Annotated in this window: 18 protein-coding genes, 2 tRNA genes and 3 rRNA genes; 9 read left to right on the top strand and 14 right to left on the bottom strand. The window is 55.6% G+C overall.

The genetic code is table 11. The features are described from left to right. Nucleotides 1–18 precede the first annotated feature (18 nt). The 5 genes from RGU44_RS23950 (at nucleotide 19) to RGU44_RS23930 (ending at nucleotide 4,857) form a co-directional block, all read left to right on the top strand. Nucleotides 19–867 carry an FTR1 family iron permease gene (locus RGU44_RS23950; protein ID WP_322177869.1) on the top strand — a complete coding sequence of 283 codons (849 nt, stop codon included), beginning with the start codon at nucleotides 19–21 and terminating at the stop codon, nucleotides 865–867. A gap of 132 nt (nucleotides 868–999) precedes the next feature. Next, nucleotides 1,000–1,299, top strand: coding sequence for a metal-sensing transcriptional repressor (locus tag RGU44_RS23945; RefSeq protein WP_322177868.1), 300 nt, complete (start codon nucleotides 1,000–1,002; stop codon nucleotides 1,297–1,299). Nucleotides 1,300–1,306: 7 nt separating this feature from the next. Continuing rightward, nucleotides 1,307–2,434, top strand: a complete 1,128-nt coding sequence (locus tag RGU44_RS23940; protein WP_322278345.1) for a nickel/cobalt efflux protein RcnA — start codon at nucleotides 1,307–1,309, stop codon at nucleotides 2,432–2,434. A gap of 195 nt (nucleotides 2,435–2,629) precedes the next feature. Further along, nucleotides 2,630–3,199 carry a GNAT family N-acetyltransferase gene (locus tag RGU44_RS23935; protein ID WP_407074676.1) on the top strand — a complete coding sequence of 190 codons (570 nt, stop codon included), beginning with the start codon at nucleotides 2,630–2,632 and terminating at the stop codon, nucleotides 3,197–3,199. Nucleotides 3,200–3,483: 284 nt separating this feature from the next. Continuing rightward, nucleotides 3,484–4,857, top strand: coding sequence for a diguanylate cyclase domain-containing protein (locus RGU44_RS23930; protein WP_322278343.1), 1,374 nt, complete (start codon nucleotides 3,484–3,486; stop codon nucleotides 4,855–4,857). A 98-nt stretch (nucleotides 4,858–4,955) separates the two neighbouring features. Here the strand turns inward: RGU44_RS23930 and can are convergent, their stop codons facing one another. Next, complete coding sequence (gene can, locus RGU44_RS23925; protein ID WP_322278342.1) at nucleotides 4,956–5,597, bottom strand: carbonate dehydratase; 642 nt, start codon at nucleotides 5,595–5,597, stop codon at nucleotides 4,956–4,958. A gap of 153 nt (nucleotides 5,598–5,750) precedes the next feature. On the opposite strand from can, the gene RGU44_RS23920 reads away from it, so the two are divergent. Further along, nucleotides 5,751–6,158 carry a serine kinase/phosphatase gene (locus RGU44_RS23920; protein WP_322177864.1) on the top strand — a complete coding sequence of 136 codons (408 nt, stop codon included), beginning with the start codon at nucleotides 5,751–5,753 and terminating at the stop codon, nucleotides 6,156–6,158. A 3-nt stretch (nucleotides 6,159–6,161) separates the two neighbouring features. On the opposite strand, the gene rimI is transcribed toward RGU44_RS23920, so the two are convergent. Together rimI and RGU44_RS23910 are read right to left on the bottom strand one after the other, a co-directional pair. Next, nucleotides 6,162–6,614 carry a ribosomal protein S18-alanine N-acetyltransferase gene (gene rimI, locus RGU44_RS23915; RefSeq protein WP_219063424.1) on the bottom strand — a complete coding sequence of 151 codons (453 nt, stop codon included), beginning with the start codon at nucleotides 6,612–6,614 and terminating at the stop codon, nucleotides 6,162–6,164. A 22-nt stretch (nucleotides 6,615–6,636) separates the two neighbouring features. Continuing rightward, nucleotides 6,637–7,431, bottom strand: a complete 795-nt coding sequence (locus RGU44_RS23910; protein WP_322278341.1) for an energy transducer TonB — start codon at nucleotides 7,429–7,431, stop codon at nucleotides 6,637–6,639. Nucleotides 7,432–7,575: 144 nt separating this feature from the next. On the opposite strand from RGU44_RS23910, the gene mksB reads away from it, so the two are divergent. Genes mksB through mksF form a run of 3 tightly spaced genes read left to right on the top strand, consistent with a single transcriptional unit; the run spans nucleotide 7,576 to nucleotide 12,390 of the window. Beyond that, nucleotides 7,576–8,853 (top strand): Mks condensin complex protein MksB, encoded by a 1,278-nt coding sequence (gene mksB / locus RGU44_RS23905; RefSeq protein WP_322177862.1) that lies wholly within the window; start codon nucleotides 7,576–7,578, stop codon nucleotides 8,851–8,853. Beyond that, the gene (mksE, locus tag RGU44_RS23900; RefSeq protein WP_322177861.1) at nucleotides 8,843–9,559 is read left to right on the top strand and encodes an Mks condensin complex protein MksE; all 717 of its coding nucleotides are present in this window, start codon (nucleotides 8,843–8,845) and stop codon (nucleotides 9,557–9,559) included. Before mksB ends, mksE begins: the two co-directional genes overlap by 11 nt. Continuing rightward, the gene (mksF, locus tag RGU44_RS23895) at nucleotides 9,556–12,390 is read left to right on the top strand and encodes an Mks condensin complex protein MksF (RefSeq protein WP_322278339.1); all 2,835 of its coding nucleotides are present in this window, start codon (nucleotides 9,556–9,558) and stop codon (nucleotides 12,388–12,390) included. Before mksE ends, mksF begins: the two co-directional genes overlap by 4 nt. A 52-nt stretch (nucleotides 12,391–12,442) precedes the next feature. On the opposite strand, the gene RGU44_RS23890 is transcribed toward mksF, so the two are convergent. The 11 genes from RGU44_RS23890 to pssA all read right to left on the bottom strand — a co-directional run bounded on the left by RGU44_RS23890 (nucleotide 12,443) and on the right by pssA (nucleotide 24,464). Next, nucleotides 12,443–14,743 (bottom strand): PqiB family protein, encoded by a 2,301-nt coding sequence (locus tag RGU44_RS23890; RefSeq protein ID WP_322278338.1) that lies wholly within the window; start codon nucleotides 14,741–14,743, stop codon nucleotides 12,443–12,445. Further along, on the bottom strand, nucleotides 14,736–15,359 hold the full coding sequence (locus RGU44_RS23885) for a paraquat-inducible protein A (RefSeq protein WP_322177858.1): 624 nt from the start codon (nucleotides 15,357–15,359) through the stop codon (nucleotides 14,736–14,738). Before RGU44_RS23885 ends, RGU44_RS23890 begins: the two co-directional genes overlap by 8 nt. Continuing rightward, complete coding sequence (locus RGU44_RS23880) at nucleotides 15,346–16,020, bottom strand: paraquat-inducible protein A (RefSeq protein WP_322177857.1); 675 nt, start codon at nucleotides 16,018–16,020, stop codon at nucleotides 15,346–15,348. Before RGU44_RS23880 ends, RGU44_RS23885 begins: the two co-directional genes overlap by 14 nt. A 198-nt stretch (nucleotides 16,021–16,218) precedes the next feature. After that, nucleotides 16,219–16,334: ribosomal RNA gene (rrf, locus tag RGU44_RS23875) — 5S ribosomal RNA — on the bottom strand. A gap of 146 nt (nucleotides 16,335–16,480) precedes the next feature. After that, nucleotides 16,481–19,371: ribosomal RNA gene (locus RGU44_RS23870) — 23S ribosomal RNA — on the bottom strand. A gap of 236 nt (nucleotides 19,372–19,607) precedes the next feature. Beyond that, nucleotides 19,608–19,683 (bottom strand) — tRNA-Ala (locus RGU44_RS23865). A 30-nt stretch (nucleotides 19,684–19,713) separates the two neighbouring features. After that, a tRNA-Ile gene (locus tag RGU44_RS23860) sits at nucleotides 19,714–19,790 on the bottom strand. A gap of 83 nt (nucleotides 19,791–19,873) precedes the next feature. Next, nucleotides 19,874–21,412, bottom strand: a 16S ribosomal RNA gene (locus tag RGU44_RS23855). Together the 16S, 23S and 5S rRNA genes with 2 tRNA genes alongside form the textbook arrangement of a ribosomal RNA operon. A gap of 483 nt (nucleotides 21,413–21,895) precedes the next feature. Further along, nucleotides 21,896–22,528: a protein-methionine-sulfoxide reductase heme-binding subunit MsrQ gene (gene msrQ, locus RGU44_RS23850; protein WP_322278337.1), complete on the bottom strand. Its 633-nt coding sequence runs from the start codon at nucleotides 22,526–22,528 to the stop codon at nucleotides 21,896–21,898. Next, nucleotides 22,528–23,541: a protein-methionine-sulfoxide reductase catalytic subunit MsrP gene (gene msrP / locus RGU44_RS23845; protein WP_322278335.1), complete on the bottom strand. Its 1,014-nt coding sequence runs from the start codon at nucleotides 23,539–23,541 to the stop codon at nucleotides 22,528–22,530. Before msrP ends, msrQ begins: the two co-directional genes overlap by 1 nt. 65 nt (nucleotides 23,542–23,606) lie before the next feature. Further along, nucleotides 23,607–24,464 carry a CDP-diacylglycerol--serine O-phosphatidyltransferase gene (pssA, locus tag RGU44_RS23840; RefSeq protein WP_322177854.1) on the bottom strand — a complete coding sequence of 286 codons (858 nt, stop codon included), beginning with the start codon at nucleotides 24,462–24,464 and terminating at the stop codon, nucleotides 23,607–23,609. Between the last annotated feature and the right edge of the window lie 10 nt (nucleotides 24,465–24,474).

The following is a 24,474-nucleotide window of genomic DNA, read 5'->3' as shown; positions in this document are numbered from 1 at the left end:
ACTTCCGGAGTAAACCCCATGCTATCGACAGCGCTCATTGTTTTCAGGGAAATCCTCGAAGCTGCGCTTGTGGTGTCCATCATCCTCGCCGCCACCAAAGGCGTGTACCGCAGAGGTTTTTGGGTGGCGTGGGGCGTTGTGGGCGGCATTCTGGGCGCAAGCCTTGTGGCGGTCTTTGCTGACGCCATCAGCGCTTGGGCCTCCGGTGCCGGGCAAGAACTGTTTAACGCGGGCGTCATGTTTATCGCGGCGCTGATGTTGGCATGGCACAGCATCTGGATGAGCAAGCACGGGCGTGAGATGGCGGTACAGCTCACCGAGGTCGGTGAAGCCGTGAGCAGTGGAGACCGCGCGTTAAGCGGGATGGCCATCGTCGTGGCCGTCGCTGTGCTGCGCGAAGGGTCCGAAGCCGTGCTGTTTTTGTACGGGATCGCGGCCAGCGACCCAAACCAGACCTGGCAAATGTTAATGGGCGGATTGCTGGGCATTGCCAGCGGCGTGGCGATGGGTATTGCGCTCTACTTCGGTTTGCTACGCGTCGCGATGCGTCATCTGTTCAAGGTGACAAACGGGATGATTATCCTGTTGGCGGCAGGCATGGCGAGTCAGGGAGTAGCGTTTCTGGTCAGCGCCAACTGGTTGCCGGCGCTGGGAGAAACACTGTGGGACAGCTCTTGGCTGCTAAAAGAAAGCAGCATCGTTGGCAAAATGCTGCACACCCTTATTGGTTATAGCGCCCAACCCTCGGGGATTCAGGTACTGACGTATCTAGCGACGCTGATCATTATCACGGCGCTGGTTCGACGATCAGGTCGCCCCGGCAAGAAGTCTCTCCCGCTTAAAAATACAGGCTCAAGCCTTACCTGATTCGGTTCCCCGTCAGAATACCGATTCACCGTTTACGCAGCGTCCTCGCATTTTCAGAGTTTATCGGCAGGCTTACTTTATCCCCCCCGGGGGGATACTATGCCAGCACTCTGAACCAGGACGCCCATCGCCATGAGCGAAGATTTACACCCTCACCCTCACCCTCACACGCACCAGACTCATGATGCGATTGTTAAAAGGCTCAAAAAGGCCGAGGGTCATCTGCGCAGCATCATCACCATGATCGAAGATCAGCGGGCCTGCGTGGATATTGCCCAGCAGTTGCACGCCGTTGAGAAAGCGGTTTGTCAGGCCAAGCGAACGCTTATTCAGGATCACATCGATCACTGCCTGGAACACACCGTGGACGCACTTGCCAATGGGGCGCGTGCGCCACTGGAAGAGTTCAAGCAAATCACCAAGTACCTGTAGGCCTGTCATGCCAAATTTCGCTGAACTGCTGCAACAGGGTGGAACTCACGCCTGGCTGTATTTCCCGAGTGCCATCTTGCTGGGGGCATTGCATGGCCTGGAGCCAGGGCATTCGAAAACCATGATGGCCGCTTTTATCGTGGCCGTTCGAGGCTCCGTCAAACAGGCGATTTTGCTGGGTCTGGCGGCGACGGTTTCGCACACCGCAGTGGTGTGGCTAGTTGCTATCGGCGGTATGTACCTGGGCAAAGGACTGGATGCGCAAACCACTGAGCCGTACTTTCAGCTGGTCTCATCAGCGATGATCATCGCGATTGCCCTCTGGATGCTCTGGCGCACGTGGCGCGGCGAACAGATGTTCAAGTTCGAGCAAGATGGCGATCACCATCATGGAGCGCATGATCACCATGATGAAACTCATCGCATCGATACCGGCCATGGGCACATCGAACTGTCGATTTTTGAAGAAGGTACCCCACCACGCTGGCGGGTGAAATCGTTGAGCGGGCATGCATGGCCTGCTGCCGAGGTCAGTGTGTCGACGACGCGTACAGACGGACTGACCCAACAGTTCGCATTCGTCGATCGCGGCGACTACCTGGAGTCAGTGGCCGAAATCCCCGAGCCTCATCAGTTCAACGCGCGCTTGAGTCTGGGGCATGCCAGTCACACTCATGATTATGATCTGGACTTCCATGAGCACGACCACGTTCACGCCGAGCTGGAAGGGCTGGAGCTATCGATAGACGGCTATCAGGATGCGCATGAACGGGCGCACGCCAATGACATTCGCAAACGCTTCACCCACCGCGAGGTCACCACACGTCAGATCATCATGTTCGGTTTGACCGGAGGCCTGATTCCTTGCCCGGCGGCCATTACCGTTTTGTTGCTGTGCCTGCAGGTTAAAGAGGTCGCTTTAGGCGGCGTGCTCGTTCTGTGCTTCAGCATCGGCTTAGCGATCACCCTGGTCAGCGTCGGTGTCGCTGCGGCCGTGGGTGCAAAGCAGGCGTCCAATCGCTGGCCGTGGCTGGGCGCTGTGGCGCGCCGCGCACCTTACCTCTCCAGCCTATTGATCATCGGTGTCGGTCTGTATGTGGGCATACATGGCTGGCTCGGACTCAGCGGGCAATAATCAGCGAAAGGCTGGCATGTGCCTGCACGCAAGCAGGCACGGGCCCATCAAATAGCCGCTCACCGCTTGTCAGCCGGGATCCTTCCCGGCATGGACTTTTGATCTAGATCAGTTGGCAATACCTTCCGAGGCGTACAAGAGGTTCAAAGTTCCACGCTTAGAGTCCCTCCCATTTCTTGCGACGGAAGCATCAACATGACCATAAGTCCAACAAGCAATGTCAGCGGCAGCGCCGCGTTTCCAAGCGTCAACGGTGAACACTGGATCGATTTGCTGAGCAACGGGACCCACATCCTGATCAGGCCGTTGGCACCGCATGACAGGGATCGCGAGTTTAACTTCATCAAAAAGCTCTCCCCAGAGTCGCGGCACTTTCGCTTTCTCGGTTCAATGAATGAACCCAGTATTGCCCTGCTCGATCAGTTGATGGACGTTGATAACAAAAAGCGGATGGCTTACGTCGCGTTGGCGCATAAAGATGGCGACTTGATCGAAATCGGTGTGAGTCGTTATGCCGCGCTGGAAGAGGAAGGGCAATGCGAATGCGCGGTCGTGATTGCCGATGACTGGCAAAATCTGGGCATGGGGACGTTACTCATGCGGCATTTAATCGACGCCGCACGGCGTAACGGTTTTGCACAGATGATATCGATTGACTCAACAAGCAATACTCACATGCATCAGCTGACTAAACAGTTAGGCTTTGAATGCCACCGAGATCCCATGGACGCGACCCAAGTCATTTACAAACTTGCATTGAAGTAACACCGCCCTCGCAGATAGCACGGTCGTTTCAAGGTAACGTGCTATCTGTCCCGGCCTCACCTATCATTTACCCCCTCAGGCCCTCCAACCACCAAGAGGGCCAGCGTCTCGAAACCTTCGAATCAACCTCCTGCCGTCACTCCATCATCAGTAGCGTGACGTGCTGGTAATCGGGTTCATCCCATTGAATTGAAATCACGCTATGCTTCGGCCACTATCTGTAGCAGCCTATCGGTATGATTCTCGGTCCTCGACCATTAATTTTTCCAGGCAAGCGCTTCTTTATGGAACAACCCTACCCACAGTTGAGCAACTTTGTTGACCTGATGCTCGACGCTGTCTGCGTGGTGGACTCTCAGGGCCGCTTTGTATTTGTGAGCGCTGCGTGTGAACGCATTTTCGGCTATACGCCCGAGGAAATGATCGGCCGGGTCATGATAGACATGGTGCTGCCCGAAGATCGAGCGCGGACGCTGCTGGCCGCCAGCGAAATCATCGGCGGGCAGCCTAAACCCCATTTCGAAAACCGTTATGTGCGCAAAGACGGGCAAATCGTGCACATCATGTGGTCGGCCCGCTGGTCGGAAGTCGATCAACTAAGGATCGGGGTTGCACGTGATATCACTGAGCGCAAACAGTCTGAGTCGGTACAAGCCGCGCTGTACTCCATTTCTGAAGCCGCCCACGCCGCCGAGGATCTGCCCGCCCTGTTTCATCGCATTCATCAGATCATTGGCGAACTGCTGCCCGCACTGAATTTTTCCGTGACGCTGTACGACGAAAAGAGTGACCAGTTGAGCTTTGCCTACCACGTGGATGAACAGGACCAGGCACCCGATCCACAAACAGTCACCGACTCTTTGAGTGCCGAGGTGATCCGCACCGGGCTCCCGCTGCTATTGACCCCCGAGACACTGACCACCTTTCCGGAATATTTACGCGCCGAGTTCGACACCGATTCGCTGTGCTGGCTGGGCGTACCGTTGCACTCGAACCGGGGCACTATCGGTGCTTTGGTGGTCAAGAGCTACTCAGGTGGCACACGCTATACCGTGAAGGATCAAGAGCTGTTGCAGTTCGTCTCCACTCAAGTCGCCGCCGCTATCGAGCGCAAACAACTGCACGCTCGACTGCAATACATGGCCCAATATGACCAACTGACCCAGTTACCCAATCGCGGACTGTTCCAGGATCGGCTGCAGACTGCACTCGCGATGGCCCGGCGCGAACAAGGCCAGTTCGCCCTGCTCTACCTCGATCTGGACAAGTTCAAACAGGTCAACGACACCCTCGGCCATGCGGCAGGCGATCAGTTACTGCAAGAAGTGGCACAGCGCCTAAAACAATGCGTGCGCGAAACCGATACGGTTGCGCGCATCGGCGGTGACGAGTTTCTGGTGCTGCTGCACAACATCCAGTTACCGGAGGACGCCTTGCGGGTGGCTGAAAAAATCCATCGCGAGCTTAGTCACCCGCTGAACATGGAAGGTCAAGGCTTGTGTACTCTGCTGAGCATCGGGATCGCGCTCTACCCCGAACATGGCATAGAAGAGAAACAGCTGCTCAAGCACGCCGATGAAGCCATGTATTTCGCGAAAAGGAATGGCGGTAATCACTTCCGTACGAAGGCCGAGCCTAGCCCGTGCGATGCCGAGTGACCCACGACGTGCAGCCGCCGACTGGCTCGGTGCTGGCTCAGCCACCACTTTAAAAAAAGCGGATACAAGGCGACTCAAGGAATGAGTCGCCTTGCCTTTCATTCACCCAGCGGACGAAGCCGGTATTGCGGCGGCAGCTGCTCGAAACCGGTGATGGTCGCGTTCAGGCTTTTCCAGCGGCCATCCTTAATCCCGTAGATGCAGCCGTGAATCGACAGGCTCTGCCCCCGATGCCAGGCATTTTGCACAATGCTGGTGTGGCCGACATTGGTCACTTGCTGGATCACGTTTAGTTCGCACAGCCGATCAACACGCTCTTCTTCAGTTGGCAGCAGGGCCAAGGGGACGCGGTTTTCGTAATACAAATCGCGGATCGAACGCAGCCAGCCATCGATCAAGCCAAGCTGGCGATTCTGCATCGCTGCACGTACGCCGCCACAGCCATAGTGGCCAGTGACGAGGATATGTTTGACCTTGAGCACGTCCACCGCGTACTGAATCACCGACAGGCAATTAAGGTCAGTGTGCAGCACAACATTGGCGACATTACGGTGTACGAACAGATCGCCCGGCAGCATGCCGACGATTTCGTTGGCTGGCACGCGTGCATCAGAACAACCGATCCACAGGTATTCAGGCGCTTGCTGGCCGGCCAGTTTGGCGAAAAATTCCGGGTCTTTCTGCTTGATCGCGTCGGCCCAGCGCTCGTTGTTATCAATCAGATCTTGTAGTTCGTTCATGCGTTGAAGCCTCGAAAATGATGCCCAGCTTTGACTGGCGCCCGGCTGTCTGGGTCACGCTTATGTGCCACTACTTTTGCTGAGGATACAAAAGGAATCTTCATCGTTGCGGCCGGTCAATCTTTATAAGGCCCCAAAACATGAGGAATTGCCATGACTGAATCACGCCGCCCTTACGGTGCCCCACAGCCTGAACCGATCGATGACAATGAAGACCGTATGGGCTCGATGGAAGAATTGCACTTCGATGAAGAGGAGGACACCGGTCGCATCGGCGATCTTGTGCCAGAAAACGAACTCGAACATGAGTTCCCGGACAAGCGGGTTCGTGAAGCGGGGATGACCGGCGCGTCGACCCCGGATCACCACTCTACCGACGATGACCTGGACCCGGAAAACATGATCGACGAAGATGGCGCACGTTCAGCTAATGAAGCTGGCGAAAACCGCCCTACCGACTGGGATTTGAGTGTCGTCGATGAAGATGACATCGGGGGTGGTGATGGCCTGGATGAAGCCGAACTGGCTCGCCACGATCCGCTCGACGGCAAGCCAGAGTAACGACTATTCAAACAGGGTGCAGGCCATGACCAGCGCGTCTTCGCTCCCGCCGACCGCAGGGTAATAATCCCGACGGCGGCCCACCTCGTTGAAGCCGTAGCGCTCATACAGGCGATAGGCTGCTTGGTTACTCGCGCGCAGCTCGAGGAAACATTCGCGGCCGTTCATCTGGTAGGCCCGCGACATCAGGTGTTCCAGCAAGCGCAGGCCCAGACCACGGCCCTGGCTTTCTGGCTTGACGGTGATATTGAGCAGGTGCGCTTCGTCGATAATGACATTGATCACGCCGTGGCCGACTTGCTGGGCGCCTTCGAACATCAGCCATATTTCGTAGGATTTGAGCCCGTCGAGAAAGATGCCTCGGGTCCAGGGATGGCTGAACGCCGCGTATTCGATTTTCAGTACAGCGTCCAGGTCCGCTTCGGTCATCGGGCGGAAAGTTACAGCGTCGCTCATTGAGGGGCTCTTTATTGAAACGTCAGTCATCAATCGTTTTCCAGCGTGTCATCAGCCGACGCATGGCTTGCCAGACATCGGCCTTGCGTTGCGGCTCATCCATTAATAATTCCAGACCGGGCAGCGCCCAGGCACTGCCCAGACCGTCGATCTGCAATTCTTGATTGTAGGACTCGGCAGTGGCTTCGCCAGCAAATCGCACCGCAGGCAAGCCGATCAGCCACAGGCATGCACACGGCTCATCTTCCAGTCGGGCGAGGACAAATCCCTGCACGAAATCACGCGCGGCTGCGGGGCCCTGGTCCAATTGACCACGGACCAACAATGGCCAACGCACCGGCTCGCCAATGATTTGCGGGCTGTCAGGCAGACCGGCGGCACGCAACATGTCCTTGAGCAACATATAGGACGGGTCGCGACTCTGAAATGCCTCGCCTGTGGGTAACTCGACCAGCACCAGGCAACGCCCGGCCCGCAGCAGTTGCAAGGCAAAGCGTGGAGGAGGAACGGCAACGGCCTTGATTGGTGCTGGTGCAGCGACCTCTGCGTCGGCCACGGCACCATTTCGGGTGCTGGAAAGCGACGGACGGGGCACTTCGATTTTCGGCCGCTCGACTACCGGACGCGCAACAGGCGTGGCGACTGGCGTAACAGCGACGGCGGGCGCAGGCGCAGCAACAGCCTGTTCGACCGGCAACGGCAAGGGCCCGAGCAATTCCGGGCGTGAAGGTGCGGCAAAGGGCAGTTCGGTGCGCGGCAGCCAATTGACCACCTGCATGGCAGTCATATAAGCGCGGCGGCGGGACTCATTAAGCAAAGGTCAGCCACCTGTGGATAAGTTAAGTCGGCGATTCTACCGCCCTTCGCCGATTCCCGCCGCAGTTGATCGCCCGGAGGTGAAATCTCAGGTAGCCGATGCAGTACAATCGCTGCTTTTATTTGCCAACCAACCGGCCTTCCCATGATCGAACCTAAGCGCGTATTGCGCGCCCTTGCCGAACACTGGGCGCTCCTTGAGCCACTGTGCGAACACTTCGACCAAGGCACCTTGAGCCTGAGCGAACTGCGCCTGCAACTGGCCGCCCAGCAACTGGATAGCACGCCACAAGACATCACCAGCCTGCTGGACGTGTGGATTCGTCTGGATATTCTGGTTCCGGTAGCTAAAAGCCCTAACCGTTTTGAACTGAACGCACAAATCCATGACTTTCTGTCCTATCTCCGGCGTGAACATCGCCTTGGCCTGTGTCTGGAGATCGAAGCCTATCTACGCCATCTGGAGCGTCTGGCAGGCTATATCCAGGACGCTTTCGACATCCGCGATGCCAACGACCTGGCGCGGCAATTGCGTCTGCTGGACATGCGTGTGCGCGATGTTCTGAAAAAGCTGGCCAATGATGAGCAGGCGCTGGTCGCCGTGGCTGACCGGGCCAAGACCAGTGACCGGCAGATTCCGCTGCGTCAGCGCTATGCCGAGGTGCTGGCGACCTGGGACGAGTACATCGAACCGATGATCCAGTTGGTCAACGCCGACGGGGCGTTCGAACAGGGCGTGCGCAAGGTGGAAAATGTTCTGCTGCGCCTGCTCACCGAACAGCAGCGCCTTGGCCATCTGGTCGATGACGACATGTTGCTGCGTACCCACGCACGCATCCTGGAGATGCAAACCAGCGCTCAACTGACCCTGCGTCACGCCCGCGAGCTGCTGTTGCCGCTGCGTGAGGAAGCCCGCCGGCATAACGCAGTCACCCGTGGTGCGGCGCTGGCGCTTTCTGCTATCCGCCGTAAAGGGCTGGATGCCGTGCCGCAAGCGGCTATGTCGATGTTCACTCGACCACAAAGCACGTTCCTGGGCAGCGCCAGTCAGGTTGAAGCCTATGTGTATGCCTTGGCCCGCTTCGAACCGAAACCGGCGAAATTCCCCAAGGCCAACGTCACACGCAAAGGCGAACCGCCCCGCGCGCCCCGCACGGTCAAAGAAATGCTGGAGCGCTGCGAAGACGCCCTGCCGATGCCGGATTTGATGGTTTGGCTGTTGGAGCAAGAACCGGACGGCGCCACCGACGAATTGCTGTACTGGTTCTCGCGCCTGTCGCGGGACAAGCGTTTTACCCGTGAGCGCCTTGAACGTCGCGATTACAACACGCAGGAGCATCAGGTCAGCCTGCGCTCCTTCGCCCTGCTCTCTAGCCGAGACGAGCACCTAGAGAATTCCGCGAGCACCCCTCATGCATCTTGATCTATCCGAACTGTCCCAGCTGGCGCCGATTTTTCGCGAGCTGTTCAAGGGTTACCACATCAGCCGCCGCGACCCGGAGCTGTATGCGCAGCTGTCCAATTGCCAGGACCAGTACCGAACGCTGTTCAAGGCCCTGGGCTTTGAACTGGTCTGCGACACCCGCGGTTTCTATTACTTCGTCCCGGAAATGGCCGCCGCACAGGTGAACAAGACCGCGCAACGCCTGGCGCTGTTCACCTTCATCATCGTCGAGCACTTGGCCGATCAGGGCCGCGACCCGGTCGCAGTGCTCGACGGCGGTAGCCTGGGCCGTGATGAGCTGCCTTCGTTGCTGGAAAAATACCGCGACCTGTTTGTGCAAGCCGAAGTACAAACCCAGGAAGAGCTGGAAGAGAAAATCATGCGCCGCATGACCCAGCTCGGTTTCGCCAACGAAGAAAACGGCATCTACCGATTCCTGCCGCCGATGCACCGTTTCCTCGACGTCTGCCTATCGGTGCAACAGGACCGTGATCTGGCGGCCAGCCTGCACAGCGTGTTGCCACTGCCCACGCCGATCCTGATTGACGATGACAGCGACAGCGACGAAAAACTCCTGAAAACCGATGACCCGCTGGATCTCGCCGAGTTCGACGAACCTGAAGAAACCGAAGCGCAGGCGTTGGCCCGGGCCATTGCCGCCGAGCAACAGGAGATGGACGCATGAGCCAGGAACGTTATGGCATCCGCCGCTTTGCCCTGCTGAACACGGCTGGCTACAGCCTTGGTCTGTTCCCGCTGGAACACCCCTTGTCGGTGTACGGCGCGAACAACCTGGGCAAAAGCGCCTCGATCAACGCCCTGCAATTCCCGATTCTGGCGCGCATGTCGGACATGAGTTTCGGTAAGTACAGCCTGGAACAGTCGCGGCGCTTCTATTTCGCCTCCGACACCAGTTACATCCTGGTGGAAGTCTCGCTGCCCCACGGCCCGCATGTGATTGGCGTGGTCGGACGCGGACCGGGCGGTGGGTTCGGTCACCAGTTTTTTGCTTACGCTGGCAAACTGGACCTGGCGCACTATCAGAAAAATGACACCTGCTTGCGGCAAAAAGAGCTGTTCAGCAACCTGGAAAGCCACGGCCTGAAAGCCTATGAGCTGAAGCCCGATGAACTGCGTCGCCTGCTGGTGGGTGGTCATACGTCGATCCCGCTGGACCTGACCCTGATCCCGCTGCGCTCCACCAGCGAACAGAGCCTGAAGACCTTCCGAGCCTTGTTCATCAACTTGCTGCATATGCGCGAAATCACGGCGGCGAAACTCAAGCAGTTGTTCCTCGATGCCTTTGAACACAGCTTGCGGTCCGGCAGCGTTGATTACATCGCCGCGTGCGAAGAAGCCTTCCGCGACGTACGCCGCATGGAACAGGACTACAACGCACTGGTTCTCGCCGGTCCACTGGTCGAAGCCCTGTCCTCTGGGGTCAAGCAGCGGGAAGTACTACGCGGCAAACTGCACCGACTGTCACCGCTGCTCGATTCGCTACTGGGCACGTGGCAGGACTATTCCAACGCGCGCAAAGAAGAGCTGGTGATCCAGGCCGAACATTACCGAAACGAGCAGGACTCGCTGCAAAACGATCAGCGTGGCGGGACTCAGGAGTTGATGCGCCTGGAGCGAGAAATCAGCGGTATTCAGCGCTGGATCGGCGAGTTGTCGGTACTCAAGCATCGTTTTGCGCTGGTCGATGACGTCAAGGTCTTGGAGCAGCAATTGCTGGCAGCCAAGGATGCTCACGATGAACTGGCCGGTGCGCTGGCCCAGTCCCGGCAGTTCAGCGCCAAGGACCTGGATGAACGCCTGCGCGATCTGGAAAAACGCCTGAAGTCGGTCAAGCAACAACTCGATCACGCTGACAACAACAGCTATGCCCGCTTGCGCGAAGAGTTCTCGCAGCCAGATGTCGAGCGGTTGATGCGTTTGTTCAACAGCGCGCTATTCAGCCTGCCACTCGGCGAGCAGGGTATTGCACTCGATGATGGCGACGCGTGGGTCAAATCACTGGAGCTGATCCTCGACAGCTTTAAAGGCGAGCGCTTCGAAGTCCCGGGCCTGACGATCAATCTTTCCCACATTGAACCGCCCGCGCTGCAAGCCCTGGCTGACCGTGCGGCACTGCGTGATCAGAAAGAACGTCTGGAAAAAGAACTCAAGCAGCTGAAAGTCCAACAGGCCGTTGCCTCGGACCGGGCGGCGAGCAAAACGCAGACCGAAGCCCTGTACCAGCAGGTATTGGACGCGCAAAAAGCGCTGGAAGACTTCCGTCGCAGCCAGACGTTGAATGCGGAAGAGCCGGAGAAACTCGAACAGCTGGCGCAAATGGAAGCCGCGCAGGACGAGCTCAAACGCTCCAGCGATGCTTTCACCGAACGTGTGCAGCAGCTCTCCGCCAAGCTGCAACTGGTCGGTCGGCAGATCGGCGACATGGAAGCCAAGCAACGCACGCTGGATGACGCCCTGCGTCGTCGTCAGCTATTGCCTGCAGATATGCCGTTCGGTACGCCGTTCATGGAACCGGTGGATGACTCGCTGGAGAACCTGCTGCCGCTGCTCAATGACTATCAGGACAGCTGGCAGGGTTTGCAGCGCAGCGATGGCCAGATTGAAGCGCTTTACGCTCAAGTGCGCCTCAAGGGTGTAGCCAAATTCGACAGTGAAGATGACATGGAGCGTCGCCTGCACTTGCTGATCAACGCCTACGCGCATCGCCAAGACGAGGCACTTACTCTGGGTAAAGCACGGCGTGCAGCAGTGACCGACATCGCCCGGACCTTGCGTAATATTCGCAGCGACTACGACAGCCTTGAGCATCAACTGGCGCTGTTCAACCGCGAGATCAACAAACGGCAGGTGTCCAACCTGGCGAGTTTCCGCATCGTTCTGGCGCCGAACAAGGAAGCACTCAAACACATCGACCAGATCATCCATAGCGCTGGTCAGTACGAAGAAGGCGAAACGCTGTCGGTATTCGACCTCAGCCAAAGTGCCGATCAGGACAACAAGAACGAAGAGGCCAAGGAATATCTGGCACGGTTGGTGGCGGCTAACCACAACCAACTCGGCCTGAAGGATTTGTTCGAACTGGCCTTCGAAATCACCAAGGTCAACGGCCAACCCGTGATTCATACCGATATCGATGGTGCGGCGTCTAACGGTACGACCATGACCATCAAAGCGCTGACCAACATGTATTTGTTGCTGCACTTGATGGATCGCGATCAAGCCGGGCGCATTCGTCTGCCTTACTACCTCGACGAAGCGGCCGACATTGACGAGAAAAACCAGGCCGCCTTGCTGGAGACCAGTTTGCAGCTAGGCTTTGTACCGATTCTGGCCAGCGTCAAACCCCAGGTCTCGGCACACGTTGCGATCGATCTGGAAGGCGGTAGCGGACCTAACGGCATTTACATCGACGAGGCCGACTGGAAATACATCCGTCGCCATGACGAGGTGAAAGCAGTGGCGGCAGATCCTGAAGCAGAGACCGTGCTGGCCTGATGTGCAGCTGAAGAAGCCAACGCGGTGTGCCTGGCACACCGCGTTGACTGCTCTACTTCCCGAGAGAAATCTTGGGCGCCCACTGCAGCCATTCATCCTCGGCTTTGTCGAACAACGGGAAGGTTTGCTCAGGTCGCGCCTGACTCCCCATGCGCTCCCCCTCCGGCGTGGCAAACGCGATGCCGCCATCGATCAGCGTCTCCAGCGACTCCGTACGGACGGTCGCACCTCTGAACAAGCCGAAGTCAACGCCAAAGCCACTGCTGTTCCAGAAACGACTGCCGCCCCGAACCAACGACGCATAACGCGGCTCGATCAGGATGTGGATCAATACACGATCAGCCGTCTGGCCCAATTCGTAGCTCATGACCTTGCCTACTGTCACTTCACGGTAAGTCACCGGCACACCCGGCTTGATTGAGCCACGACGTGGCGCGCTCAGGACCACACTCAATCCCTCGTCACGTGCGGAAGCATTCGGAGGGGCCTTCAACGCAACAAAGCTTTTCTGCGGTCCCGTGCTTTTGCTGGCCGGCAACACTTCCAGGTATTGGCCGGTGACCAAAGTCTCGAGATTCGAGGTTTTGATCAATCCCACTTCTGGCTTGACCACCCAAAACTCGGTGCCCACACGGGCGATTTTGTCGGGTACTTCGGTGATCCGCGCCGTCAGCATCACCGCCTGTAGATCACTGGTCAGATCGACGTCTTCGACCTTGCCGACATCCAGACCTTTATAGCGGATTGCCGTACCGGGATGCAGACCGTCTGCACGGTCGACTTTGATCGTGATTTCGGTCCCGCGCTGTGTGGCCAGATCACGGCTGGCAAACAAGCGGAAGCGAGGGATACGTTTTTGCAGCGGCGATTTGGCCAGCGGCGTTTCAAAGGATATGCCCCCCGCCATCAAACTTTGTAGGGACTCGCTTTTGACCTCAATACCCGATAATCCCCCCTTCAGTGTGATGCCGCTGACATTCCAGAAGCGAGTCGAGCCATTGACCAGATTTTCGTATTCCTTCTCGATATGTACGCCGAGCACGACTTGTTTCTGGTCGCGGGAGAATTGATAGCTCTGGATTGAGCCGACCTTAACCTGCTTGTAAAGGATAGGACTGCCGACATCCAGCGAACCCAGTGTGTCGCTGAACAGCACCATATGCAGACCTGGCGAGCGCAGGTCCAGTGGTGGTGCCTTGGCTCTGGCGACGAAATCGCGTCTGGGCGGCGAACCTAGATCGCCGGGACGAACCGCGATGTAGTTACCTTTGACCAATGCCTCCAAACCCGTAATGCCCGCCAGCGAAATTGAGGGTTTGACTACCCAAAACTGGGTGCCTTCCACCAGATAGTCTTCAGCCAAAGGGTCCAGGGCCAATTCGACCGTAGCGCTGGAAAGATCGGGATCGACCTTGAGCGTTTTCATGTTGCCGACCTGAATACCCTTGTACATCACGGGCGTACGGCCGGCCTGCAAACCTTCGAAGTCGCTCAGCTTGAGCTTGACCCGTATCCCGGCTTGAGCGGCGTCAAAATCCTCATACAGACGAAAAGGCAGACTGGGGTCGGTGGGTGGGCTGTCTTTTCGGTGCTCTGGCGTAGCGAAGGCAATACCGCCAGCAACGATGCTGGCCAGCGACTCGCTGCGCACCTTTACTCCAGACAGATTGGCGTCGATGCTAATGCCGCTGGCGTTCCAGAAACGTGTGTGTTTACGCACTAGATTGGCGTAGGTCGGCTGGATGTAGACTTTAATCTCGACCGTGCCTTGGTCTTCCGACAGGACATAGCTTTTGACCTGCCCAACCTGGATCTGCTTGTAGAACACCGGACTGCCTCGATTCAACGAACCCAAACGGTCGGCCTTGAGGGTCAGGTGCAGCCCCGGCAATCTGTCCGAGAGCGGTGGTGCCTCTGCCAACGCTTTGAACTTGCGTGTTGGCTCACCATCGCCAGGGCTTGCGGCAATGTAGTTACCCGACACCAAAGTTTCCAGACCGGTGATCCCTGCCAACGTGATGCTCGGTTTTACCAGCCAGAAACGGCTGTTGGCCCGCAGGGACGGTTCGACCTCTTTGTTCACTTCAATGGTTGCAATAACGCCTTTTGTATTGCCTTCATCATCTAACGTCAAGGCCTTGACCTTGCCGATCGACATGCCTTTGTAGACCACTTCGGTCTTGTTGGCCTGGATGCCTTCGCCACTTTCAAAACGCACCTCAATCTCGATGCCTGACTGGCTATATGCCCGCCAGCCAAGCCACCCGCCAATGATCAACGCAATCAAGGGCAGTATCCAGATCGCAGACCAATTGGACGCAGGGCGGGTTTTAGCGGTAGGCAAATCACTCATGGTCGTCATCCGACTCCGTGTTGTCCCAAATAAGTCGGGGATCAAAAGTTACTGCGGCGAGCATCGTCAAAATCACCACACTGGCAAAAGCGACTGCGCCAAGATTAGCTTCGACACTGGCGATGCGGCCAAAATTCACCACAGCCACAAGAATGGCGATCACGAATATGTCCAACATAGACCAGCGACCGATGAACTCAATGAAGCGGTACATGATGATGCGCTGTTGCGCCGATAAGGGCTGACGACGCTGTACCGAGAAAAGCAGTAGGCCCAGACCGATCAATTTGAACGTGGGCACTAGAATACTGGCTACGAACACCACGATGGCAATGGGGTACATCCCATGTTGCATCAGTTGAATGACGCCTGACATGATGGTCGAGGGATCACCCTGCCCCAATGAGCTGACTGTCATGATCGGCAACATATTGGCAGGGATGTACAAAATGGCCGCAGTCACCAGCAATGCCCACGTGCGCTTCATGCTGTCAGGGCGACGAGGGTGTACCTGCGCTCCGCAGCGAGTACACGTCAGGTTGTCATTGTCCGGGTCAGCTTTGTTGAGTTCATGGCATTCCGCACAAATCAGAATCCCGGCATCAATCGCCCGCATGTGCATCTCCACCTGATAACGCCTGCCAAATCTGGTGGGGCGACATGGTCACTTCAAGCCAGACCTGAACCAACAACAAGCCGATAAAACATAGCAGCCCCACGCCCAGAGTCAGCTCAGCGAGGTCGGAAAGCTTGACCAGCGCGACCAGCACGCCCATGAGATACACCTCAAGCATGCCCCAATCACGAAGGTGATGATAAATACGGTAGAGCAGCAGGCCAAAGCTCCGGCCAACATTCAAACGAATGCTCAGCAACACAGACAACTGACAGAGCAATTTGAGTAACGGGATACCCATGCTGCACAGAAACACCACCGCTGCGACGCCTTGCATGCCGGTATCGAATAATCCCAGCACGCCCGTCCAAACGGTGTCTTTCGAGGTTTGGCCCAGGAGATTGAGATGCATGATGGGCAAAAAGTTCGCGGGGATGTACAGCAATAATGCCGCGATCACTAATGCCAAGCTGTGCTGAACGACATTGTGCCTTTGGGCATAAAGCTCGTAGCCGCAGCGCACGCACTGAGCTTTTTCGCCGCGGGACAACACGGGCTTGCGCATGAGCAGATCGCATTCATGACAAGCCACCAAATCATCGAGCGGCAACTCATCTAGCGGCACTTGGGCCAGGCCGCTGGAGTTGGCTTGATCGGGCATAGAACTGGAGACTCAAAGACGAAAGGATAGCGGCCCATTCTAGTGGTCTACCCAAAAAATAGCCGCGCAAATTTTTTACCGCATGCGAGTACAGGTTCCGATGCGAGCGGACTAAGGCCTTTTTGATGGGGAGGATGTTTTCTCCGCGCATAAACAAAACCCCTGTTTGCGTAAGCAAACAGGGGTTTCGGAATTTAATCTTGACGATGACCTACTCTCACATGGGGAAACCCCACACTACCATCGGCGATGCATCGTTTCACTGCTGAGTTCGGGATGGGATCAGGTGGTTCCAATGCTCTATGGTCGTCAAGAAATTCGGCTGCCGGATCGTCGTGCTTGCGCGCAACGGGCCAACTAATGGGGATGTGATAGATCTGTGGGTTGTTGCCAATTTTCGGTTTGTGTCGTCTTCACACACCGCAATCTGCTCTTTCGACGCAAATTGCTTGGGTGTTATATGGTCAAGCCTCACGGGCAATTAGTATTGGTTAGCTCAACGCCTCACAGCGCTTACACACCCAACCTATCAACGTCGTAGTCTTCGACGGCCCTTCAGGGGACTCAAGGTCCCAGTGAGATCTCATCTTGAGGCTAGTTTCCCGCTTAGATGCTTTCAGCGGTTATCTATTCCGAACGTAGCTACCCGGCAATGCCACTGGCGTGACAACCGGAACACCAGAGGTTCGTCCACTCCGGTCCTCTCGTACTAGGAGCAGCCCCTCTCAAATCTCAAACGTCCACGGCAGATAGGGACCGAACTGTCTCACGACGTTCTAAACCCAGCTCGCGTACCACTTTAAATGGCGAACAGCCATACCCTTGGGACCGGCTTCAGCCCCAGGATGTGATGAGCCGACATCGAGGTGCCAAACACCGCCGTCGATATGAACTCTTGGGCGGTATCAGCCTGTTATCCCCGGAGTACCTTTTATCCGTTGAGCGATGGCCCTTCCATACAGAACCACCGGATCACTAAGACCTACTTTCGTACCTGCTCGACGTGTCTGTCTCGCAGTCAAGCGCGCTTTTGCCTTTATACTCTACGACCGATTTCCGACCGGTCTGAGCGCACCTTCGTACTCCTCCGTTACTCTTTAGGAGGAGACCGCCCCAGTCAAACTACCCACCATACACTGTCCTCGATCCGGATAACGGACCTGAGTTAGAACCTCAAAGTTGCCAGGGTGGTATTTCAAGGTTGGCTCCACGCAGACTGGCGTCCACGCTTCAAAGCCTCCCACCTATCCTACACAAGCAAATTCAAAGTCCAGTGCAAAGCTATAGTAAAGGTTCACGGGGTCTTTCCGTCTAGCCGCGGATACACTGCATCTTCACAGCGATTTCAATTTCACTGAGTCTCGGGTGGAGACAGCGCCGCCATCGTTACGCCATTCGTGCAGGTCGGAACTTACCCGACAAGGAATTTCGCTACCTTAGGACCGTTATAGTTACGGCCGCCGTTTACCGGGGCTTCGATCAAGAGCTTCGCGTTAGCTAACCCCATCAATTAACCTTCCGGCACCGGGCAGGCGTCACACCCTATACGTCCACTTTCGTGTTTGCAGAGTGCTGTGTTTTTAATAAACAGTCGCAGCGGCCTGGTATCTTCGACCGGCATGGGCTTACGCAGTAAATGCTTCACCCTCACCGGCGCACCTTCTCCCGAAGTTACGGTGCCATTTTGCCTAGTTCCTTCACCCGAGTTCTCTCAAGCGCCTTGGTATTCTCTACCCAACCACCTGTGTCGGTTTGGGGTACGGTTCCTGGTTACCTGAAGCTTAGAAGCTTTTCTTGGAAGCATGGCATCAACCACTTCGTGTGCCTAAGCACACTCGTCATCAGCTCTCGGCCTTAAGATCCCGGATTTACCTAAGATCTCAGCCTACCACCTTAAACTTGGACAACCAACGCCAAGCTGGCCTAGCCTTCTCCGTCCCTCCATCGCAATAACCAGAAGTACAGGAATATTAACCTGTTTTCCATCGACTACGCTTTTCAGCCTCGCCTTAGGGACCGACTAACCCTGCGTCGATTAACGTTGCGCAGGAAACCTTGGTCTTTCGGCGTGGGTGTTTTTCACACCCATTATCGTTACTCATGTCAGCATTCGCACTTCTGATACCTCCAGCAAGCTTCTCAACTCACCTTCACAGGCTTACAGAACGCTCCTCTACCGCATCACCTAAGTGATACCCGTAGCTTCGGTGTATGGTTTGAGCCCCGTTACATCTTCCGCGCAGGCCGACTCGACTAGTGAGCTATTACGCTTTCTTTAAAGGGTGGCTGCTTCTAAGCCAACCTCCTAGCTGTCTAAGCCTTCCCACATCGTTTCCCACTTAACCATAACTTTGGGACCTTAGCTGACGGTCTGGGTTGTTTCCCTTTTCACGACGGACGTTAGCACCCGCCGTGTGTCTCCCATGCTCGGCACTTGTAGGTATTCGGAGTTTGCATCGGGTTGGTAAATCGGGATGATCCCCTAGCCGAAACAGTGCTCTACCCCCTACAGTGATACATGAGGCGCTACCTAAATAGCTTTCGAGGAGAACCAGCTATCTCCGAGCTTGATTAGCCTTTCACTCCGATCCACAGGTCATCCGCTAACTTTTCAACGGTAGTCGGTTCGGTCCTCCAGTTAGTGTTACCCAACCTTCAACCTGCCCATGGATAGATCGCCCGGTTTCGGGTCTATTCCCAGCGACTAGACGCCCTATTAAGACTCGCTTTCGCTACGCCTCCCCTATTCGGTTAAGCTCGCCACTGAAAATAAGTCGCTGACCCATTATACAAAAGGTACGCAGTCACCCAACAAAGTGGGCTCCCACTGCTTGTACGCATACGGTTTCAGGATCTATTTCACTCCCCTCTCCGGGGTTCTTTTCGCCTTTCCCTCACGGTACTAGTTCACTATCGGTCAGTCAGTAGTATTTAGCCTTGGAGGATGGTCCCCCCATATTCAGACAAAGTTTCTCGTGCTCCGTCCTACTCGATTTCACTGCAAAGAGATTTTCGCGTACAGGGCTATCACCCACTATGGCCGTCCTTTCCAGAACGTTCCGCTAATCTCAATACAGCTTAAGGGCTGGTCCCCGTTCGCTCGCCACTACTAAGGGAATCTCGGTTGATTTCTTTTCCTCAGGGTACTTAGATGTTTCAGTTCCCCTGGTTCGCTCCATACACCTATGTATTCAGTGTAAGGTAACGGTCTTATGACCGCTGGGTTCCCCCATTCAGACATCTCCGGATCAAAGTCTGTTTGCCGACTCCCCGAAGCTTTTCGCAGGCTACCACGTCTTTCATCGCCTCTGACTGCCAAGGCATCCACCGTATGCGCTTCTTCACTTGACCATATAACCCCAAGCAATCTGGTTATACTATGAAGACGACATTCGCCGAAAATTCGCAATTTAACTCACAAATTTTACCTTAGCCCGTAACACCACCAGTGAAAGTGCTGCCCGGTCTAACTTTCTATCACATACCCAAATTTTTAAAGAACGATCTAATCAAAGACTAGAAATCAACATTCACCATCCAATCGATGGAATGCTCATTTCTAAACTCTACAATACAGAAGCAGTAAGTGGTGGAGCCAAACGGGATCGAACCGTTGACCTCCTGCGTGCAAGGCAGGCGCTCTCCCAGCTGAGCTATGGCCCCGTATCTCTACAGGCGTTTCCCACACAAAATTGGTGGGTCTGGGCAGATTCGAACTGCCGACCTCACCCTTATCAGGGGTGCGCTCTAACCAACTGAGCTACAGACCCAATTTCGGGCTGCTTCTAAATCGTCTTTTTCAATGAATCAAGCAATTCGTGTGGGAACTTATGAAGAAGCTGATGTCTTCGATTAAGGAGGTGATCCAGCCGCAGGTTCCCCTACGGCTACCTTGTTACGACTTCACCCCAGTCATGAATCACACCGTGGTAACCGTCCTCCCGAAGGTTAGACTAGCTACTTCTGGTGCAACCCACTCCCATGGTGTGACGGGCGGTGTGTACAAGGCCCGGGAACGTATTCACCGCGACATTCTGATTCGCGATTACTAGCGATTCCGACTTCACGCAGTCGAGTTGCAGACTGCGATCCGGACTACGATCGGTTTTCTGGGATTAGCTCCACCTCGCGGCTTGGCGACCCTCTGTACCGACCATTGTAGCACGTGTGTAGCCCAGGCCGTAAGGGCCATGATGACTTGACGTCATCCCCACCTTCCTCCGGTTTGTCACCGGCAGTCTCCTTAGAGTGCCCGCCATTACGCGCTGGTAACTAAGGACAAGGGTTGCGCTCGTTACGGGACTTAACCCAACATCTCACGACACGAGCTGACGACAGCCATGCAGCACCTGTCTCAATGCTCCCGAAGGCACTCCGCTATCTCTAGCAGATTCATTGGATGTCAAGGCCTGGTAAGGTTCTTCGCGTTGCTTCGAATTAAACCACATGCTCCACCGCTTGTGCGGGCCCCCGTCAATTCATTTGAGTTTTAACCTTGCGGCCGTACTCCCCAGGCGGTCAACTTAATGCGTTAGCTGCGCCACTAAGAGCTCAAGGCTCCCAACGGCTAGTTGACATCGTTTACGGCGTGGACTACCAGGGTATCTAATCCTGTTTGCTCCCCACGCTTTCGCACCTCAGTGTCAGTATCAGTCCAGGTGGTCGCCTTCGCCACTGGTGTTCCTTCCTATATCTACGCATTTCACCGCTACACAGGAAATTCCACCACCCTCTACCATACTCTAGCTCGACAGTTTTGAATGCAGTTCCCAGGTTGAGCCCGGGGATTTCACATCCAACTTAACGAACCACCTACGCGCGCTTTACGCCCAGTAATTCCGATTAACGCTTGCACCCTCTGTATTACCGCGGCTGCTGGCACAGAGTTAGCCGGTGCTTATTCTGTCGGTAACGTCAAAACACTAACGTATTAGGTTAATGCCCTTCCTCCCAACTTAAAGTGCTTTACAATCCGAAGACCTTCTTCACACACGCGGCATGGCTGGATCAGGCTTTCGCCCATTGTCCAATATTCCCCACTGCTGCCTCCCGTAGGAGTCTGGACCGTGTCTCAGTTCCAGTGTGACTGATCATCCTCTCAGACCAGTTACGGATCGTAGCCTTGGTGAGCCATTACCTCACCAACTAGCTAATCCGACCTAGGCTCATCTGATAGCGCAAGGCCCGAAGGTCCCCTGCTTTCTCCCGTAGGACGTATGCGGTATTAGCGTCCGTTTCCGAACGTTATCCCCCACTACCAGGCAGATTCCTAGGTATTACTCACCCGTCCGCCGCTCGCCACCAGGTACAAGTACCCGTGCTGCCGCTCGACTTGCATGTGTTAGGCCTGCCGCCAGCGTTCAATCTGAGCCATGATCAAACTCTTCAGTTCAAACATCTTTGGGTTTTGACAAAACCCTAAACTTAGCTCAGCAATCGTTGGTTACATCTTTGATTTCTCGCGGAGTAACTTGTGATGCTGATAATCAGTTGACTTCAGTCTTACAACACAAGCACCCACACGAATTGCTTGATTCAATTGTTAAAGAGCGGGTGGTTGAGATCTTTCGTCTCAGCCGAGGCGCGCATTCTACAGCAGCCCCTGTTGCTGTCAAGCGGTTATTTTAACAAGTTTCAAAGTTTCCTTTGCAACTTCAACCACTTGCGCTTCGATCAACTTCACGTCTCTCGTTAGCGGGAGGCGAATTCTACAGCGTTACACGCTGCTGTCAACACCTCTTTTCTACCGCTTTCGATCCAGAAGATCAAAACCCCTTCCTCGCCGCTTACTCTGGATAACTCTTTGATTTACAAGGAGTTTTCCGTTTCATCTGCTCCGGAAGAGGGGCGAATTATAGACAGATTTGACGGGGCGTCAAGGGCTTATTGTGACCTTTGTTACAGCGGGTGCCTTTTGAGCCTTTAACCGAGGGATACGCCTAGCAATTGCCGGGATTCGCAGGACTAACAGCAATGCTCCAATGACTGCGTAGACAGCCCACTCTTTAAGGTCTGCGCGAACTATCCAGAGCATATGCAGCAATCCCAGCCCAAGAATCACGTAAACCAATCGGTGAAGCTTCTTCCAGCGAGTGCCTAATCGGCGCTGACTATAGCGATTGGAAGTGACCGCCAGCGCCAGCAGACAAACAAACGCCAGACTGCCGACAATAATGTAGGGCCGCTTAATCAGCTCTACCCCTAACTGAGCCCAATCCAACCCGAGGATAAAGACCGCATAGGCACTCAGGTGCATGACCACATAAGCGAAACACCACAATCCAAGCTGCCGACGGACCGCGATCCATCCCGCCCAACCGCTCAACCGCTGCATCGGAGTCATCGCCAACGTGATCAGAAGCAAAATCAAGGTACCCAACCCCAGGCGATCGACCAGGATCTTGCCGGGATCAGGCCCCAAAGCAAAGCTCCAGGCCTGATACAACCAAAGAATAGGGGCTACGCACGCTGCAACGAAGACGCCCACGCGCCAAAAGGGATAACGCATCAGTAGTTCTTCCGCAGATCCAGGTTGCTATATAAGGAGGCAACCTCCTCCCCATAACCATTGAACATTTCCGTCCGCCTGATATTCGGGCTGAACAACCCGCTCGGCAGGCGTCGCTCTTGCGCTTGCGTCCACCGAGGATGATCCACAGTCGGATTCACATTGGCGTAAAAGCCATATTCACTCGACGCGATGCTCTGCCACGTCGTTTTTGGCTGCTCGCTGACCAGACTGATACGCACAATCGACTTCACGCTTTTGAAGCCGTACTTCCATGGCACGACCAGACGCAAAGGCGCGCCGTTCTGATTGGCCAGATCCCGCCCATACATACCCACCGCAAGAATAGCCAAGGGGTTCGTCGCCTCATCCAGACGCAAGGCCTCGACATAGGGCCAATCGATCAGGGCAAAGCCGGAGCGCTGGCCAGGCATGCTTTTAGGATCTTGAAGTGTTTCGAAGCGGATGTACTTGGCCTTCGAAGTGGGCTCCACCTGCTTAAGCAATTCCGATATGGGAAAGCCGATCCAGGGGATGACCATCGACCAGGCCTCTACACAACGCAGTCGGTAGATTCGCTCTTCCAGTTGATAGGGCTTCATGAAGTCTTCGAGCGCATAACGCCCTGGTTTTCCAACCTCGCCATCGACCACCACACTCCACGGCTCGGTTTTCAAGGTGCCCGCATTTTTCGCAGGGTCACCCTTGTCGGTCCCGAACTCATAGAAGTTGTTGTAGTGAGTTGCGTCCTTGAATGGCGTAATCGCCTCACCCTTGACGGTGACGGCCTGCCATTTGGTATCAGGCAGTTTTGCGTTGAACCATGCAGGCGCAGAACCCGGTTCTACCCCCGCATAGGGAGAAGGATCAGCGGCACTGGCCCAGCGCGGCAGCGCACTGATGGCCAGTCCGGCGATGGAGCTACCGAGCAATGCGCGACGGGAGATATAGAATGATTCAGGCGTAACATCCGACTCTTTACAGGCGGATGCCGCAGGTAGCTTGATTAGCATTGATGACTCCACAGCTAGAGGAACTTATGCACCAGTAGGCTGTGGAGTATGGTAGAAATTGCAGATCACTCAGCCGATTTGTGACGACGAAGTCGTAACAAATATTGCACTGGCCCTGAGGCTGCGTAGGCAAGGAACACGAGCAGGAGGATACGAGGCGGATCACTGAACACGACCGCAAAGACCAATACGACGGCAAGAATGGCGACAAAAGGCACGCGCCCCTTGAGATCCAACTCCTTGAAACTGTTGTATTTGATATTGCTGACCATCAGCATGCCAGCGGCAGCCACCAGCAAAGCAACCAGAAACGACATTTTCGATCCCTGGATGCCGTAGTCACTGAAGGCCCAGACCGTTCCCGCCACAACACCCGCCGCAGCCGGACTGGCCAGGCCAATGAAGTAGCGCTTGTCGGCCTTGCCGACCTGAGTGTTGAACCGTGCCAGACGCAGCGCAGCACCGGCGACATAGATGAAGGCGACCATCCAGCCGACCTTGCCCATATCCCCCAATGCCCAGCCAAACGCCAATAAGGCGGGCGCGACACCAAAGGCAACCATGTCGGCGAGCGAGTCGTACTCGGCACCGAAGGCACTCTGAGTATTGGTCATGCGTGCGACACGACCATCAAGACCGTCGAGTACCATCGCGACGAAAATGGCGATAGCGGCAAAGGCAAAATACTTGCTCGCCCCGACCTGATCGCCAGCACTCAACGCGCTCTGCGCACTCATCGAGCTGATGATGGAATAGAAGCCAGCAAAAAGGTTCGCTGTAGTGAACAGATTAGGCAGCAGATAGATACCACGATGCCGGACCTTACGCCCTTCGGCATCATGCCCTTCTTCAATGTGCTCATCGATCGGTAGCAGGCTTTCGGCGTCAGAGGCCTGATTTGGCTCTTCGGGACGTTCGCTCATGGACAATACC

Origin of the sequence: Pseudomonas sp. 5C2 (genome assembly GCF_034314155.1) — a bacterium.
GTDB lineage: Bacteria > Pseudomonadota > Gammaproteobacteria > Pseudomonadales > Pseudomonadaceae > Aquipseudomonas.
Note: the sequence above shows the minus strand (reverse complement) of the source record. Positions and strands in the feature narration are given on the sequence as shown.